Source organism: Paraburkholderia sp. NPDC080076, assembly GCF_050281145.1.
GTDB lineage: Bacteria > Pseudomonadota > Gammaproteobacteria > Burkholderiales > Burkholderiaceae > Paraburkholderia.
This window is the reverse complement of record NZ_JBNNWQ010000005.1, coordinates 273,269-289,205: the sequence shown is the minus strand read 5'-3', so window position 1 is coordinate 289,205 and position 15,937 is coordinate 273,269. Positions and strand designations below refer to the sequence as shown.

Sequence of the window (15,937 nt, the reverse complement as noted above, 5' to 3'; positions counted from 1 at the left end):
GTCAGAACCGCTCATAGATGGCGATGCTTGATCGCGGCGAACTGCCCGGCGTCTGTTTCGCCAGTTCCGTCTTGATCACATCTCGCGCTTTCAACAGATCGGCCATGGAACGATAGGTGATGCGCTTGCCGTTGTACTCGATCGACAGTGTGCCGGTCGCAATCGCCTGTTCAAGTGCATCGAGGTTCTGCTGTGTGAATGCCATATCTATCGCCTCAGCCAGTTATCCCGGCGTGGAATCCATGTGTCCTGTGGAACGGGTGCCTCAACTGCCGCAACGTGATCGCTGGCCGACCCGACTTCTTCACCAGCCGCCGCGCCGTCAACATCCGGGACCGTTTCGACCACAACCACCGTCGTCTCTGCGACAGCCGGCTCCTCCGCTGCGTCAGCATGAGCCGGAACGGACGCGAACAGATCCTGCACACGCGGCTCGATCAGCGCTTCGAGCGCCGCCCAGTCGGAGTCCTGATAGGCATTCAGGCGCAACCGTGGGTGATACGCACACGCGAAGTTGTAGACCTTAAGGTCGAGCGCTTCATTACGCTTTCTGAGCTTGTCCCAGCGGTCTTTCGAGGGGTTGTATGCCTCCGCCGTCAGCTGCTCAAAGTACTCATCGTCAAGGTCCGTCGAAAAATGCATGCGACGGTCAACGATCTCCCGGTCTTCATCAGCGAGCAATGCACCGAAGACGCGGTTCTTCGCGGTGTCGGTTCCGACAGGCCAGAGCTTGACGCCGTTTGCGTAGGTTTTTCCCTTGACCGTCACGTCCTGATCAGTCGGGCGGCCTATGATTGGCTTGTGTTTGTCTTTCGCACCTTTCACGGCGAACACGCCCCGATGCCGACGCAACCGACAATAGTCGTACGCGTCCTGCGTGCGGCCACCCCCGGTGTCGACCGCACACAACTCGATGCGCATCGACACGCCAAACTGGTTGGCAATCGGCGTATCGAGATATTTGTCGAGCTGGTTCCATACGTCAGGCAATGCCGGGTCGCCGCGAAAGACGACATGGTCGACTGTCCAGTTGCGCATGCCCCGGCCCCAGCCGGATATCTCCGCTTCGAGCCGGTCGTTCTGCGTGTCGACGGCGCACGTCAGCAGCAGGGAACCGGGCGGCACAGTACGTAGCTTGTATGGCTCTGCACGACGCTTGATCGTCTCCCACTTCATTTCCGCGCTCTTGTCTTCCCAACACTCGGCGAGCGCGTTGTTGACGAACGCGATCATCTTCTCTGTGTCGGTCTGCGCGGCCTCCCAGTCGTCCATCAGATCGGACCACGGGCGCCATCCGAGCGGCGCATACAGTGCGCTCAGGTGAAAGCTCGCTGTCCTGCCATCGCCGGCTGCCGTCGGCATCCAGTAGGCACCCTCATACCCCCGCGTTTTCCAGACGCTCTCCGGATTGCCCGCGCCGCAACCGGTCTGGCAGTAGTACAGCACGACGCCTGGATCATCCGGCGATCGACGCATGCCCTTGTGCCAGTCGAAAAACTGCGGCGAACCGCAGTCCGGGCAGCGCACAAAGTAGCGGCGCTGATCGCCCCGCTCGTACAACTTTTCAATCTGCGAGCGTCGCTTGATCGTCGGCGTGCTGTTCGCGAAAATCTTCGCGCGGCGACCAAAGTTACTTGTCCGGTTCGTCGCAAGGTCGATCGGGTTACCCTGGCCGTCGACGTTGAGCTCATACTCGTCGATCTCCTCGAGCAGCACGTAGCGGACAGTCGTCGATTTCAGACGGCCAGCCTTGGTCGCGCTGACGAGATTCATCAACCCGCCAGGAAATTTCTTGCGCAGCTTCGTGTTCTCGCTGCCCTTCTTCATTGCATCGCGCACGCGGCGCCGAAGATCCGGCGTCGACGAACGCATCGGCTCGAAGCGGTCCATTTCCCACTTCTCGGCGTCGTCGTACGTCGCAAACACGGCGAGGATGTTGCCGGCCGCAGTCGTGATGCAACGACCCACGAAGTTTTCGCCGAGCGCCGAGCCGCCGAGTTGGTGCCCCTTCATGAGACCGACCGTGATCACGCGGCTGTTATCGAACGGGCGGACATCGTCGTGAGCGTAGCGCGTTACGCTGCTCGCCTGACCCGAGAGCGCATCCATGATGCCGACGAGGTACGGCGTACGCTCATTTCGCCATTTGCCGGGCTCCGGGCTGCTTTCCGGCAGGATGCGATGTTTCTCCGACCATTCGGCGATGCCAATCCGTTTGTCAGGCCGGATCGCCTCCGTGATCGTTTTCAGAAATGCTTCGGTCGCTCCCATCGGCGTCATCCATTTCGTTTTCGCTCAGCAGCGCAGTTGCGTCCACGGAAGCGAGCGCACGTACGAGCTCGGCGTCGAGCATCGTTTCGACCCGGATCGGATCGGACTCCGCAGCGAGTGCATCTTTAAGGCGAACGGGAATGTTCATGACGTTGTCGCGCACCGTGCGGAATGCTGTGAAGGCGAGGCGCTGTGCGTCCGCGAGCGGCAGCGTGGTTCCGCGCTCTCGCTCGAGGTCCATGCGCTCACGTTCAAGCCGCGTCTGTTCTCTCGCCGCTCGCGCAGCGCGATACGCGACCATCGACGGGTCTTCCCTGCTCGCGGCAGCAGGCAGGTCGTCGTCGTCAAGATCAGCCGGGAGCAAAGGCGATGCTTCGATGCCATTCGCGCGCGACGGCCGCGACAGATCCGTGAATGATCGCCGCGACTCATCAGTGTTACGTCGCCACGCCGCTTCGGCGACTTCCGCATGGATCTTGCCGTTGGAGTTCAACTCGATACGACCCGACTGCACGGCCTTTTGAACCGCGCGGTGAGCTACGCCCATATGACGGGCGAAGCCCCGCATACTCATCTCGGTCATTGTGGCTACCTGCAGGAAACTTGAACGGCTTTCAAAGGCCCGAAGAATCCGGGTGGCTACCTGGAGTGGCTACCCGGCTACCTGAGTGGCTACCCTGAAAAGTTGCTTTGACGGCGCGTGTGATGGGGCTCGAATTACCCGCATTGACTGATATCCAGGAAGGACCCATTTGCGGGCTATGAGCTGTCGCTCCGCATAGGACCACCCTATCCCCTCAGCCATCCACCGCGCCTATCGCGACGTCGACGCGGCCAGCGCGAACGCAGCAGCGACGTTCGCGCTGAGGTTTGCGTCGACCACGTCGGCCACGATCTGGTCGAACGGGAAACGCGCGGCGTAACGCGGCGCTTTGACAAACAGCAGCACCGGCTTGACTGCGTAGCCGTGCGCAAACTGGTAGCGAGCCCACACACCGAGAGGCATGCGGCCACCGCCGGGCCGCCCAACAAAGTAGCGGACATCGGTCGACGGGTTGCGCCGCTTTCGGGCGCGCGACGCTTTCGTTTCGTTCTGCGTTCGATCACGCGAAGCCTGCAGTTGCGCGAGGATCTTCGAATACTGCCCACGGCTGAAGTTGCCATACCGGTCCAACTGCGCCGCACTGCCCGGCACAACGTACATGTCGTACGGCAGAAGACCTTTCCCCCGCAGTAACGACTCGATGCGCTTCACGTTTCGCGTGCCGCCGTCCACCTCGGGCAGCAGGTATTTCGTTGCCGGCGTCCCCTTGAACGAGTCGTCTTTGTAGCCGACCGTCGCGACCGGCTTTGCTCTGGTTGCGTACGTGATGCGCGTCGAGCTCAACGTGTACGGCGTTGGTCTATCGAAGTACTGCGGCATCGCAGCTTTCAGTGCCGACTGCGCCTGCTTCGCCGTGTTGTTCAGAGCGGTCGCCTGGATATACGGCAACTGACGCTGCACGTTATTGTCGATGCCCTGCACCAGCGAGCTGGCGTCGATCCTGATCTGAAACGAGCCACGCGACATAGCGACTCCCAAATGCAAAAGCCCCGAGGCTTTCGCACTCAGGGCTTTGATATTCACGTTTTGTGGGGACGAACGTCTCCCCACACACCCCAGCAGCCGATTGATCTTTTTGGTTGCGCCGCTCGCGCAATACTCTGTGGCTGATGGGAAAAGGTTGCGCCACGAGTTGGCGGGCGCTCCATCTATCCAGTGACTCGGTAAAGGATGGCCGAAATATATGCCATCGAATCTTGGTTTGCAAGAATTTCATGGACGAAGTTGCGCGCGCATGGTGTCGACCACACGCGCATCGACATGATCCAGCACTGCAAGCATCGAGCAAAAATGCGCGGCCCAGTAACGTCGATAGATGGGAAGCGACACGCCTAACGCATGGGCGCGCGCTGACTCATCAATCGGCCGGCGACCGTCTCCGCTGCAACACGGGCAGATCTGACGGCTGTCGCTTTTCTTCGGCACGGTCAGCACCGTCCCACGCCCCAGACATTTTGTACATGCCTCGAGTTCCCGATAGACGAGCGGTCCACGGCCACTTCGACTTGCTGCAAACGGAATACGCTCTTCAGAAACGCACACGACCCTTGCACCCTTGCAGTCCGGGCAGACACTCGATACCGGTTGCGGCTTTGGCGTACGACCAATTGCCCCACGCCCATCGCAACGTGGGCATTGGTCGTTGACCCACTCAACAAGGAGACACAGTGCGAACCGCTCGACGATATCGACCTTTGAGCGCTCCACCTTCTGACCCGCACGGCGATCACGCTTTGCTTCAGCGTCAAGGCCGGTGAACTTACCGCGGTTGAATTTTCCGGATCGCCGGATCATCTGGGCAAGCAGCAACGTTGCACGTCGAACCGCATCCGGACGAACGTCCTGCCCGCACTTCATTCGCACCAGGGCGCGGCCCAGATCATTGGCGAACGCCAATGCACCCAAAGTTACTTTCGGATCAACAATCGGGTCAGAGAACTGACCGCGAACGTTCATCGCCACCCCGGCTTGCTCTTTCAGGTCGATCATCATTAACTCCGTCTATTGTCCCAATGTCCCAATGTCCCAACGTCCCAATAGAAAAGGCTTGTGGGTGTGCATGCACCCGCGACATGCGCCCCCTCACGTCGCACATGTCGCTCGTACGCACACACACGCAAGGCAGCCCCTTGGGACGTTGGGACATGGGACGCATTCGGAACCGCTCCACAGCGCGCCAAAGCTGGCGCGAAAGCGCGCCGCAGCCGGGCGGCTAGCGCGCCATGTGCGCGTAAACTCAGAGTGGTGCGTCATCGTCAGCCCCTTCCGTTGCAAGCTCGACGACAGGCGTCAACGGTTCCTCTTCCTGCACGTAGTACCAGCCACGCCGGCCCGTCGACTCCCGCTTGCGCACCCACCCGAGTGACTTCAGCGCCTTGCCAATGCGCCGCTGTTCGGGCAGCGTCCACTTGGATGTGTCGAGCTTCAGACACTCTCCAAGAATCTCTTCCATCGTTACGCGGTTGACGAGTTCGAGATACTTGGCGATTTTGTCTTCGTACACGTCGCCCTCGTACCGCTCGGTCTGCTCGATCTCAAACAGGGGCTTCTCTGTCTCGGTCACGTGCCAGATGACACCCTGCCGGTACAGTTGGACAGCTTCTGCCCACAACTGGTCACGGTCGCGGCGAAGCGCATCGATATGGATAGGACCGCTAACACGAAGGGGCCAGTAGCGTCGGTTTCCCGATTCGTCCTTGAGGTACGTGTCGAAGTTGACCGAGCCGGCGAACACGCCCTGCCGGTGCACGTCCGTTGCGCGCTTACCGTAGAAGTTGCGAAACCGGTCTGTCTCGGTTGCGAAAAAGCTCTTGGCGGCCGACGAATCGCTTTTGTTGAGCGAATCCAGCTCAGCCAGCTCGATGATCCACTTGCCCGCCATCACGGCGTAAGTGTCTTTGTCGCCGATGCGAATCGGTGAGTTCGTGTACCACGGTTTGCCCGCGATCACTTCCAGTGCCGTAGATTTGTACCAGCCCTGCTTGCCCTCCAGAATCAGCACGTTGTCCGCCTTGCAGCCAGGTCGCATCACGCGGGCGACCGCCGCGATAAGCCACTTCGTGCCGGCCAGTCTCACATACTCGCTATCGGCCACCTTCATATAGGTAGTCGCCCACGTACGCACACGTTCCACGCCATCCCAAACAACGCGCTCGAGGTATTCGCGCACGTCGTGAAAATGCGTCGCGTCCGCGACAAGCAACACCGCGTTCATCACGATGTCCTGCCGAACTGAGATCCCGTATTTCTGCGACAACCACAGCACGCATCGGATATCGTCCATGTCCGACCATTCGCCGACCTCGCCCTGCGGAAACGGTGGCGTTTTGCGCTTCACCACGCGGCCCGCGAAATCGTCCTGCGCGATGACGTCCCGCCATGCCTTGTGATTCGACAGAATCAGGTGCACGTTGCCAAGCGTGGGCAACAAGTTACCTTTGTCGCTTCGCACGAGATCGCGCTCCCACGTGTGAGCACCGTTCTCGACTTCATGATCGCCCCCGTCATCCGTCGCAGCGCCAGCGGACGTCGCGCACTCCGCATTGGCGGCCCCGATCACCGAGCGCGTACCGTTCGGGCTTTCGTCCGAAACGATGCCGTCAGCGGCCATGCGTTCCATCAGCCGGGCCGCGCGATTGAAACCGATGCGCAGCTCACGCTGCACGAGCGACACCGACGCACGCGAGGCTGCGCGCACAATCGCGACCGCCCTGTCGTATAGAGGGTCGCGTGCCAGATCCTGATCCTGCATGAGGGCACCCAGCGGGATCTCCTGTGCGGCCGGCGCTAATGCAGCGAGCAGCGCGGACTGGATCTGCTGCCGCACGAGATCGATGCCTTCCTCGCAATGCAGATCGTTGAAATCGGTGAGCTTACGGTCACCGCGGTCGGCAAAGCGTGGAAACACAACGCTCGCATTACCGACGTCCGCAACGGCCTCATACGCACATTTCAGGCCCGCATTCTCGAACCGCTTGCGCCGCTCCGGCGAAACATCATTGCCGTAAGACAGCTCGATATAGCCCACGCCGTGATCGTCGCGCTTGAACACCGCGCGCATCGTGTACCAAGTGTTCTTTGTTTCAATGCGCACCGCGTCGCCGCCGATTGCTAACTCACCGCTATAGCCAAACTCGCCGACGAGGCACTCCCGCAACCGCTGTTCGATCTTCCAGTCGTCATCGGCACAGATCAGCACATGCAGATCGGGGTACGTGTCACGTAGGTAACGCGCTGCGGACAGAATGCCGCCGGCATCGAAGCAGATCGACAGCGGAATAGCCTCGTCGGTCGCCATCCGGATCGAGCGGCCGGTTGCATACCCTTCCGCAATCATGGCGACCTTGTCGTCGGCGCCAAGCTCGCCGAGCAGGTACGCGGCGCCTTTCTTCTCCATGCCCTTGTTGAAACGCTTCGCGCCATCGGGCGTAATCTTCTGCAGCCCGACGAGACGGATGCTGTCGGCGTACTGGAACATTGGCACCAGCACCGTACCTTCAGAATCGAAGCGCACGCCCTCTGGCGTGATCTGCTTTCGGTCGAGATATCCCGAAGTCCCGTCGTCACTTGCCCTTTGCCATTGATCCCGCGCGCGATTCGCGGCAAGTTTCGCGGCATGTACCTTCTTCTCGGCTTCGGCACGATCGGCAGCCTGCTGACGTTGCCGGGCAGCCCTGACGTCTTCCGGCGTCAATGCCTCGCCGTGCCACTGGAAAGCCTGAGCGCCGTTGTCATTGCCGGACCAGCGCCCGAATGCTCCGGTGTAACCGAGGACCTTGCCCGCGCGCTCGATCTGGTGAAGCGAGTACCAATATTTCTTGCCAGTCCCATACCGATAGGGTTTGCCATCAGCAATCGGGTGGCCGTCAGGCAGCTTCGGATGACCATCAGCCTCGAGCTGCTGAATGATCTGCTCTAACGAAGACATTCGTTGATCCTCCTCTGGCGTTCGCATTGATGAGAAAACGCACGCCACGCGGCACGGCCGGCGGCGTACATCTGTAGACCGGACGGAGAACGTCCGAAAGATGGGTTACTACGGCGAAGAGATGAACTCGCACCGCGCAAAGTCACTTTGAGGTCTCCCTGATTACTTGCCGCGAAGGCGGCGCCATTCGGCGGACATGAGCTGATCGAAGCGTTCCAGATCGGCAGGCGCGAGCCCTCCCTCCAGTTGACGCCTGAAGTCGTGTCGCTCAGTTTTGGTCTTCAATGCCGCACAGGCCACTGCGGTCCGTTCAACGAACAGGGGAACAACCGCCGCGCGTAACGCCGCCTGGCGAATCAGCGCGAGGTCATTGGGGAAGGAATTGATGAGCGACGCCAGAAACTGCGGCGTGTGGTCCGGATCGCGGTCAGCCGTCCACTGGAGCGCGGACATTCCGCACGCGAGTTGCTGGTTCACATCGCAGGACAGTTCGACCCGCTCACGGTGCGGGTTGCAGCATGACATTCCAGGACAAAACCTCATGCTTGACGGCGACCCAACCTGCTAACGGCCTGCACGGTGCGCAGGAGTCGGTCAAGTAAGCGTTGATTCGCGCGTGCGGCTACGGCGATCGCATCGACCTCCTGCGGCGTGATAACGCCGTCAGCGAGTGCGGTACGTACTTCACCGGCGACAACACCCGATTGCCGCGCGAAATCGAGTGCGCCGAGCGCGACCGCGTCGACGTTGTCCGCCGCATCCTGGTCGGTTGCCTCAGTCGCACGCAATCCGAAACGCGCATTGAGTGCATGAATCGCCTCAAAGCACTGTGGCTGACGCTTTTCTTCCATCCACTCAACAAGCAGCTCGAACATTTCCATCGAGAGGCGGTTCTCGCCTTCACCGCGCAAACGAAGGCGCAGTGATTCGGTACCGATGCTCTTGCCGCGACGATTGGTCAGGAAAGCCGCTGCATCTGCTACGCCACCCGGCGTACCGCGTACCGACGTGTAAAGAACGTCAAGCCAGTCCGTACCGCTATATCTGCAGGTCATTTGAATCCCCGATGTCTTGGTCGATGCGCCTTTTCATGCTGTTTACCGTTGCCAGGCGCTCGTACTATGCAAGCTCACCACATCACCGCCGACCCCATGCTCAAGAGAAGGTCAATGCGCTGCCGGAGCGCCGTCGACAACTGCCGCTTGCTCAGGACGACTCGCGAAGTAATCAAACAAGGTCTGCACCGTAGACACGCGAGGATCGACATGGATGCGGCAAGCTATCTTGGTGAGCGTTTGGTAAGGCACACCGCTCCGATCGGAAATGTGCGGCCACGTGCCGCGTGTCTCATCCAACTTCCGCAGGACGGCATCAAGCATTTTTTCCTGTGGCATTTTTCAGTTCCAAAACAGTGAGTACGACGCAATCATATCCTCTACGGGATATTTCCTCAAGAAGACACTTCGGCTTAATTATCCCGCGAAGGGTATCCGTATTAGGCATGATTGGCCTCATGAAAAGGAAACCAATCAGGGAAGTGTTGGCAGAGAACGTGAGAGCTCACATGAGCAGGAACGCGGCTGTCGACACACAAACAAAGCTGGCCAGCCGAGCCGGTATCTCGCAGAGTTCCGTAGCGCGAGTTTTAGCGGGCAATGTAGATACGCAGATAGGTATCGTGGCAGCCCTGGCAACCGCTATCGGCGTTGCGCCCGGACGTTTGCTTGACGATCCGGAAGCGGTGCCAGATCTGCAGATCGACCAAGAGCGGTTCGCGAAACTGCCCGCAACCGAGCGGGCAAAAATCCAAAGTTACATTGACTTCGTCATGGCCCAGCCCGACCTGACGAGCAACGACACACTTTCGATTTCTCAAAAGCTGACTCAACCCAAAGACCAAGAAGATCGCATCCGTCGCGCCGCTCAACGTCCAACTTCCAAAGACTCGTTGAGCATTAATGAAAACCACGACCAAGCCACTCCGGGGCATCGAGGCAACAAACGCGTCAGGTAAAGTTCTCCGCTTTCCCGATTCAGCCGCATCATCTGACGCATACAACGTCGCCTCTCGCCAACGCGCCGTGCGCGAGACCCTAACCGGACTCACGTGCGCCAACGATTCCACAGCTCCCGTCGCCTATGCCCTGGCCATAGTTCTCCCCGACGGGACGGTGGAATATTCCACAAAAGGTATCGAGCGAGACTTCTCGACTCCCGTAGCTGATTCCCTCGACCGACTCTCAGCAATTCTGCGATTTCACGCCGCAGCGCCTGGCCGCCGAAGCCGCACCCAGCGAGGCATTGCAATGCTTGCCCCGCTTGTGTCTGTTTCCTTTATGGCGGCCACTTACATCAATGACATTGCGTGGCTGGATTGCCTACTAATGATTGCCGGCCAACTGTCCGTTAGCTGGCTACTGCGACGAGGTGATCCAGCCGGATAGGAAAATCCCGACGCGGGTATTTTCAGTGCGGGCGTAACGCCGGAAACTTCACGGCAAGGCTGTTCCGGACTCGGATATCCCTACGGGGATTGACATGCAATATCCTTTTGGGGATACTCAGATTAAAGGCACGTCATCCCGACGCGCCGAACTGATGGAGATCGCATGGAATCCTTACCGGACGAAGCTGGAGAAGGCCGCCGCGCGTGGCTTTCCGAAATGCAAGGCGACCGGACCCCGGCGCAAAGTGACTTTGAGAAGTCTGTCGCGTGGCGCAGCGTCTTCGTTGCTGCAGTCATCGTGACCGTCATTAACGTGCCGGCCTCGCCTCCGCAAGCGCTGGCCCAGCCGCCGATTCGGTTGACGGTTTAACCGCGCGATGACTCGGCGGCTTCCCGTGACAGATGCCGACATTGCACGGGAACACCGCCTCTGCCATCTGCGCGGCTCCGCCCTCGACTCGATCACCAATCCAGCGCTGCGCATCTGCCTTGCCAATTGTGCCGAGCTACGCAAGAAACGCACGCTACCTGAGCAAAACACGCTGGACGGCAAGCGTCTTGCCGCTGGCGAAACGGAATAACGCCACATGCAAAGAATGAATCTCAACGCTCCGCCGGAGCTGACGCGGCGAGACACCATCGGACTGCGTTCGATTGTTCATTACGACCCGATGGCGCCGCGCGCGACGACGTCGGTCATAGTCGGAAAGTATGTCGTCGCACGGCGGCCGCTTGCCAACAGCGTGCACACGCTTTACATGATCCTCGACGGCACGGCCGTCGTCGGCACGTCGATCTCGTATCCGAATGAAGACGACTGCGCGACGGCGATCAAAAGAAATCGCCGCAAAAAGGCCGAGTCGATTGCCGCAACGACAATCGCCCAAGCGAAAAGCCGCAAGCCACGCGCGATGCGAGTGAAGGAGGCCGCGTGATCTTTGCCCTTCTCATCGCCATCACCACGTGCAGCACTGCGTGGTTTCTCACTGGCCAAGTTCGGCGACGCCATATCGGCTATCTGTTCGGTCTCGCAGACACCGTGCTCTGGCTGTTCGCTGGCGTTTACTCCGGCAAGCTCATCGTCGTGGCTATCGCATTGTTCTGCGCAATGTGCTTTGCCCGGCCGTTCCTGAGCGCCACCCTTTACGGTCGCCTCCGGAGACAACATGCCAACTGACCTCTCCCCGATCTGCAAAGCGTTGATCGCCCTTTTTGCTGGCCAGACTGGCCCGCTCACAATCGACAATGTTGAGGCCGCATTGCCGCACGCCGATCAACAGGCACTCCGTCTCGAGTTGCACATGCTTGTGCGAGCCACTGTCGTGCGGCAGGCTATCCGGCGCTCCGACGAACGCCTCGTTTACTGGCTTGCCGGCGTAACCGTCGCTCCGTTTGACGGCACGCTGTTTCACTATGCGCCGGATGCAACGTTCGCCGATGCAGGCGGCATCCCGTCCACGCTGGAGGCGAATCATGCCTAAGACCAGCCCGCTCGTTCTCGACGCAATGATTGTCACCGGCAACACCAAGGCAGCGGTTAAGGCCGCCGGCGGTGGATCGTCGGACCTCTGGACTGTCCCGCCTGGCGAGATCCACTACGATCCGCGCGACAACGTCCGCCCGCTGGATATGGAGCGGGTTCGTCACTTGGCCAGCTTGATAGCGGCAAACGGGTACGACCGTAAAAAGCCGCTTGGCTGTTTCGTACGCAAGGTCGGCGGCCAAGACCGCATCTTTGTGTACGAGGGGCAGCATCGTTATCACGCGGCACTGATGGCCATCAAGGAAGGCGCCGAGATTGACCGCCTTCCGATCGTTATCGACGAGGCGAAGTCCGTCAATCGCGTCAACCTAATCTATTCCGGCATCACCAACAACGATGGCGAGAAGCTGACGCCGTTGCAACTGGCGGAGAAGGTCGTTGAGCTGCAGGAGCTCGGCGAGTCCAATGCCACGATCTGCAGGCGGCTAAACATCACGGACCAAACGATCCGCGACGTCCTGCTGCTCGCCCAGGCACCGGCCGCACTCCATAAGCTCGTCCGTGACAAGATTGTGGCGTCGACGCTCGCGATCGAGGAAATCCGGACGCATGGCGGCGAGAAGGCACTTGAGCGCCTCTCGAACGCAGCAGCACAGGTGAAGGCTAGCGGGAAAGTCAAAGTCACCAAGAAGGCGCTGGCAAAGCCAGTTTCCCGCAAAATCAGTGACGTGCAAGCAAAGTTACTTTTACAGGCGCTACAGGCTGTGCTCAATGACCCCGCGTTCGGTCAATTGGAAAAGCAGACCGTCGTAGGAGTTCACACCGCCCTGCTGCCCCTGAAGGATCTACTTGATACGAAGCGAGGGGTTTGAAGATGGTTCGCCCGGCCATTTCTACCCCACGTCCGCTGCCGCGCAAGCGGGAACCAGCGGACAAACGCTCACGGTATCTCCGCGCTGGCGCCGTCCCGGCGCGTACATCGAACGACGATGTCAACAGCAGCGGGCTCTCGCCCGCCAAAGCGATCCAGAAGGACGAGACGCCGCTCTCGCGGCGCAAACCAATCCCGACGAAGGAAGGCCAGTCGGATTTCCGACTGGCCACCCTCGCGCGGATAGCAGCCCTTCGCCTCGAGGTCCGTCAGTTGGTTGAGGGCATCGCGCTTGGCGCCGACATCGAGTTGCTCGACCTCATGCGCGACGAACTGGGCAGCTATAGCCGGCACAAAGCCGCGCAGGAAGCACGCACGTGGGCCGAACAGGCTCGCCTGTCCATTGAAACCGGTTTGATGCAGCTCGATCGCGCACTGCATCCGTCCATGTGAGAATCGCCATGCAACAAGACGCAGCATTTATTCACGCAGGGAGCGCAAACAAATGAGCCTACTTACTCGCGCCTACATTCTCGATAAATTCGGCCCTCGCCTCACGATGGGCCAACTCGCGACGCTGCTCGCCATGTCCGAGGGGACGATCCGCAATCAGGTTAGCGCCGAGACGTTTCCGATTCCGACGTATAAGGAAGGCGCTGCCCGTTACGCGGCCTACGACGCTGTCGCCGAATACCTTGATCGGATGTCAGAGAAAGCAAAACGTGAGGCAGCCATATGCTAAGCCGGCAGTGACTTTCGCACTAGCGCTCACTGCATATTTTTGAACTGGTCAGGAAGATCCCTGTAACACCGATGAAGCCAACTGCACAAGACTCCATCGTTCTCATGAAATTTCGACGGAGTTTCCATATTGGTGATTACGGACCACTGAAAAAACTTCGCGCTCCCTTCCTTGGTCCGCGCAAGAAGCCCCTTATCCAAGTATCGAATCACCGCAACATTCTGTGGCGGCGAGCCCGTAACCGCAATCCGGGTGGAGAGAGGCGCGAAATGCACTGCCATGCCCGCCACGTCTCCTATTCCCCAAAGCGCGAGGGCACCAGGAGGGACAAACGCGACCATAATAATTACCTGCGCAGACCATTGCCGCAAACCGCCAGGATGCACAACGCTCCACACTGCGAATGCTATCCACAAGAAAGAGATGCCGCCGATCAAACAGATAAAGGCGCCGTCTCCCAGAGCAATGTATGCGGCAATAAATGCGGCACCGATAGCGAAAATAGTTATAAAGACTCTGCGACCGCGCTTGCGGACATTTCGCCAGAGGACCGCAATATCGACGGTCTCTTTCTCAACGGGTTTCAGCACGGGCCCCATTTCGCTCGTAAATCTGACCAGCAGCATCTGCGCAGCAGTCATCCCGCAGCCCATCAGAATCGCAATCGGAAACCAGAACACCGCGCTGTTTGCGTGATCGAGGAGCGAAGTCGGCACCTGCCTTAGCGGAAGTCCCACACCGCCATAGAATCCCCAATCAAAGAGAAATGACGCCGGCAAACTTAGCGATGCAGCTAAACCGACGATCTTTACGACCTCTTCCATGCCAAACGGCTTTTCTTCTGTTTCTTCTGTCATGGTGTTTTTCTGTGTTGGAAAGACCCCGGTTGCGGCATACAGGCAGCGGCAAATGCAGATTCCCCGATAACAACTATGCGACCTTAACCAATTTTAACCGCCCTTTCCTTGCAACCTGAGCCGGGTCAAGATTCGTGTACCGCTTCAGGTTGCGCCAGTCCTTGTGCCCCGTCACGGCGGCCACTTCGGGAATCTGCCAGCCCGCTTCGAACAGGGCACTCGTTGCTTCGTGACGCAGGTCGTGAAAATGCAGATCGACGATGCCCTTGGCGTCGCACGCCTGCTTGAAGTACTTGCTCGCGGTTCCCTTGTCGAACCGGAAAATGTATTCGTTCTTGTGCGGCGGCGTCGTCGGATCGGCCTTGCGCTTCTCAGCGTATTCCGGCGGCACCGGATAGCGCGGCTGCCGCATGATGACCTCGAACGAGTCACCGATCAGCGGTATCCACTCGTTGTTGCCGACCTTCTGTCGGGGATGCTTGCGATCGCGCACGAGCGCGAGGTGGTTCTCGGCGTCGATGTCATCCCAGCGCAGGTTGAACAGCTCACCCCGGCGGAACGCGCACTGCATGGCGACGCGCAACAGATCGGGCATAGCCTGCTGACGCTCCGGATGCTCGGCAAACCACGCGAATATCTTTTCGATTTCTTCCGGCGTCGGTCGGCGATCCCGCTTGCCGCCGGCATCGATCAGTCGCAGATGGTGAAGCGTTGGCCGGGCTGCGCCGATTGCATCGGGTAGCGTCAGGCCAAGCAGTGACGCCGTGTGACGCAGCACGGTTCCCAGCTTGGAGATATCCATGTCGACCGTATAACCGCCAGCGCCGGCCTTCCTGCGATCCTGGGCAAACTTGACGATCTGCTGGGTCGTGAGCCGTGAGGCAAAGTGACTTTGAAAAGCATCCTCCAGCCGCTGCAGGATGTAGTACTCGTTCGATTTCGCTTTGACGGCCCGATCAGATTCGGCTCGCGCCTCGCGATACTTTTTGACGAGGTCGCCGACCGTCACAGTTGCCGCATCAACGGCGTTCTGTCCCTTGTCGATCTCGACTTCTTTTTCCCGCGCCCAGGCTTCGGCGGCGCCTTTGGTTTTGAACGTTTTTGCTATACTCTGCCCTCGCCTGCGTACCTGGGCACGCCAGCGACTGCCGACTGGCAGGATTGAAGCCATGTTTTCCCCGCTCGAAAACTGTAGCAGTGCCAGATCATTTTTGGGTGCTACAGGGACGATTTGTAGCAAAAGTGTAGCAGAGACTGCTATAAACTGGGGTTCACGGGCTGTCACGGCGCTTCATTTAGGAAGAAGCACAAAAGCCGGAAACGCCCACGGGACAAGGCTTGAGCCAATAGCAGCAAGGGCTCGGTCGTCCCATTGCAAATATCCATCTCCCTGTAGTTCAATGGATAGAACAAGTGCCTCCTAAGCGCTAGATACAGGTTCGATTCCTGTCAGGGGGACCAACTAGCTTCCCAGCACCACCCAAGTTTGCCCATAAAAGCCCCGTATGCCTTGCGCTGTGGGGATTTTTTGCTGTCATCAGTGCCCACGTTTGCCCAACACAATCCAGATTCGTTGGCAGTCGTGCTGTGGTTCGCGCAGGGTTGGTATCTAAACAGCCGCCTCGAGCGAGACCATGCAAAACTTGCTCAACACTCCCTACGTTGGATGGATTGCGCCCGTACCTCTGCGAAAACGATCCGCAGTATGACGACGAACGGAGATCCGCAGAACGTCT

At 59.3% G+C, this 15,937-nt stretch carries 20 protein-coding genes and 1 tRNA gene; 10 read left to right on the top strand and 11 right to left on the bottom strand.

The window, feature by feature from the left end; translation table 11 throughout:
• Nucleotide 1: 1 nt before the first annotated feature.
• The 9 genes from ACQKRQ_RS22865 to ACQKRQ_RS22825 form a co-directional block, all read right to left on the bottom strand.
• Entirely contained in the window at nucleotides 2-205 is a 204-nt protein-coding gene (locus tag ACQKRQ_RS22865; RefSeq protein ID WP_408291418.1) for a phage head-tail joining protein, read from the bottom strand.
• 2 nt (nucleotides 206-207) lie between these two features.
• Nucleotides 208-2,271 (bottom strand): phage terminase large subunit family protein, encoded by a 2,064-nt coding sequence (locus ACQKRQ_RS22860; RefSeq protein WP_427479573.1) that lies wholly within the window; start codon nucleotides 2,269-2,271, stop codon nucleotides 208-210.
• Entirely contained in the window at nucleotides 2,219-2,854 is a 636-nt protein-coding gene (locus ACQKRQ_RS22855; RefSeq protein ID WP_427479571.1) for a hypothetical protein, read from the bottom strand. The genes ACQKRQ_RS22860 and ACQKRQ_RS22855 overlap by 53 nt, the downstream gene beginning before the upstream one ends.
• Nucleotides 2,855-3,085: 231 nt before the next feature.
• A complete protein-coding gene (locus tag ACQKRQ_RS22850) occupies nucleotides 3,086-3,841 on the bottom strand; it encodes a hypothetical protein (RefSeq protein WP_427479569.1) in 756 nt (251 codons plus the stop codon).
• Nucleotides 3,842-4,087: 246 nt separating this feature from the next.
• Nucleotides 4,088-4,864 carry a hypothetical protein gene (locus ACQKRQ_RS22845; RefSeq protein WP_427479810.1) on the bottom strand — a complete coding sequence of 259 codons (777 nt, stop codon included), beginning with the start codon at nucleotides 4,862-4,864 and terminating at the stop codon, nucleotides 4,088-4,090.
• Between the two features lie 247 nt (nucleotides 4,865-5,111).
• Complete coding sequence (locus tag ACQKRQ_RS22840) at nucleotides 5,112-7,802, bottom strand: VapE domain-containing protein (protein WP_427479567.1); 2,691 nt, start codon at nucleotides 7,800-7,802, stop codon at nucleotides 5,112-5,114.
• Nucleotides 7,803-7,964: 162 nt separating this feature from the next.
• Nucleotides 7,965-8,255, bottom strand: a complete 291-nt coding sequence (locus ACQKRQ_RS22835) for a hypothetical protein (protein ID WP_427479565.1) — start codon at nucleotides 8,253-8,255, stop codon at nucleotides 7,965-7,967.
• A gap of 86 nt (nucleotides 8,256-8,341) precedes the next feature.
• Entirely contained in the window at nucleotides 8,342-8,683 is a 342-nt protein-coding gene (locus tag ACQKRQ_RS22830; RefSeq protein WP_427479563.1) for a phage regulatory CII family protein, read from the bottom strand.
• Between the two features lie 285 nt (nucleotides 8,684-8,968).
• Entirely contained in the window at nucleotides 8,969-9,196 is a 228-nt protein-coding gene (locus ACQKRQ_RS22825; RefSeq protein WP_427479562.1) for a hypothetical protein, read from the bottom strand.
• Nucleotides 9,197-9,303: 107 nt separating this feature from the next.
• Between ACQKRQ_RS22825 and ACQKRQ_RS22820 the strand changes: the two genes are divergently transcribed.
• The 9 genes from ACQKRQ_RS22820 (at nucleotide 9,304) to ACQKRQ_RS22780 (ending at nucleotide 13,344) form a co-directional block, all read left to right on the top strand.
• The gene (locus tag ACQKRQ_RS22820; RefSeq protein ID WP_427479560.1) at nucleotides 9,304-9,816 is read left to right on the top strand and encodes a helix-turn-helix domain-containing protein; all 513 of its coding nucleotides are present in this window, start codon (nucleotides 9,304-9,306) and stop codon (nucleotides 9,814-9,816) included.
• Nucleotides 9,817-10,411: 595 nt separating this feature from the next.
• Nucleotides 10,412-10,618 carry a hypothetical protein gene (locus tag ACQKRQ_RS22815; RefSeq protein ID WP_427479558.1) on the top strand — a complete coding sequence of 69 codons (207 nt, stop codon included), beginning with the start codon at nucleotides 10,412-10,414 and terminating at the stop codon, nucleotides 10,616-10,618.
• A 25-nt stretch (nucleotides 10,619-10,643) separates the two neighbouring features.
• Nucleotides 10,644-10,829 (top strand): hypothetical protein, encoded by a 186-nt coding sequence (locus ACQKRQ_RS22810; RefSeq protein WP_427479556.1) that lies wholly within the window; start codon nucleotides 10,644-10,646, stop codon nucleotides 10,827-10,829.
• Nucleotides 10,830-10,835: 6 nt separating this feature from the next.
• The gene (locus tag ACQKRQ_RS22805) at nucleotides 10,836-11,183 is read left to right on the top strand and encodes a beta-hexosaminidase (RefSeq protein WP_427479554.1); all 348 of its coding nucleotides are present in this window, start codon (nucleotides 10,836-10,838) and stop codon (nucleotides 11,181-11,183) included.
• Nucleotides 11,180-11,425 (top strand): hypothetical protein, encoded by a 246-nt coding sequence (locus ACQKRQ_RS22800; RefSeq protein WP_427479552.1) that lies wholly within the window; start codon nucleotides 11,180-11,182, stop codon nucleotides 11,423-11,425. The genes ACQKRQ_RS22805 and ACQKRQ_RS22800 overlap by 4 nt, the downstream gene beginning before the upstream one ends.
• Entirely contained in the window at nucleotides 11,415-11,729 is a 315-nt protein-coding gene (locus ACQKRQ_RS22795) for a hypothetical protein (protein WP_427479550.1), read from the top strand. Before ACQKRQ_RS22800 ends, ACQKRQ_RS22795 begins: the two co-directional genes overlap by 11 nt.
• The gene (locus tag ACQKRQ_RS22790; protein ID WP_427479548.1) at nucleotides 11,722-12,603 is read left to right on the top strand and encodes a ParB/RepB/Spo0J family partition protein; all 882 of its coding nucleotides are present in this window, start codon (nucleotides 11,722-11,724) and stop codon (nucleotides 12,601-12,603) included. The genes ACQKRQ_RS22795 and ACQKRQ_RS22790 overlap by 8 nt, the downstream gene beginning before the upstream one ends.
• 2 nt (nucleotides 12,604-12,605) lie before the next feature.
• Nucleotides 12,606-13,055: a hypothetical protein gene (locus ACQKRQ_RS22785; protein WP_427479546.1), complete on the top strand. Its 450-nt coding sequence runs from the start codon at nucleotides 12,606-12,608 to the stop codon at nucleotides 13,053-13,055.
• A gap of 52 nt (nucleotides 13,056-13,107) precedes the next feature.
• Nucleotides 13,108-13,344 (top strand): hypothetical protein, encoded by a 237-nt coding sequence (locus tag ACQKRQ_RS22780; protein ID WP_427479544.1) that lies wholly within the window; start codon nucleotides 13,108-13,110, stop codon nucleotides 13,342-13,344.
• Nucleotides 13,345-13,370: 26 nt separating this feature from the next.
• On the opposite strand, the gene ACQKRQ_RS22775 is transcribed toward ACQKRQ_RS22780, so the two are convergent.
• Complete coding sequence (locus ACQKRQ_RS22775) at nucleotides 13,371-14,201, bottom strand: hypothetical protein (protein ID WP_427479542.1); 831 nt, start codon at nucleotides 14,199-14,201, stop codon at nucleotides 13,371-13,373.
• A 73-nt stretch (nucleotides 14,202-14,274) separates the two neighbouring features.
• A complete protein-coding gene (locus ACQKRQ_RS22770) occupies nucleotides 14,275-15,372 on the bottom strand; it encodes a site-specific integrase (protein WP_427479540.1) in 1,098 nt (365 codons plus the stop codon).
• A gap of 215 nt (nucleotides 15,373-15,587) precedes the next feature.
• On the opposite strand from ACQKRQ_RS22770, the gene ACQKRQ_RS22765 reads away from it, so the two are divergent.
• Nucleotides 15,588-15,662, top strand: a tRNA-Arg gene (locus ACQKRQ_RS22765).
• Nucleotides 15,663-15,937 lie beyond the last annotated feature (275 nt).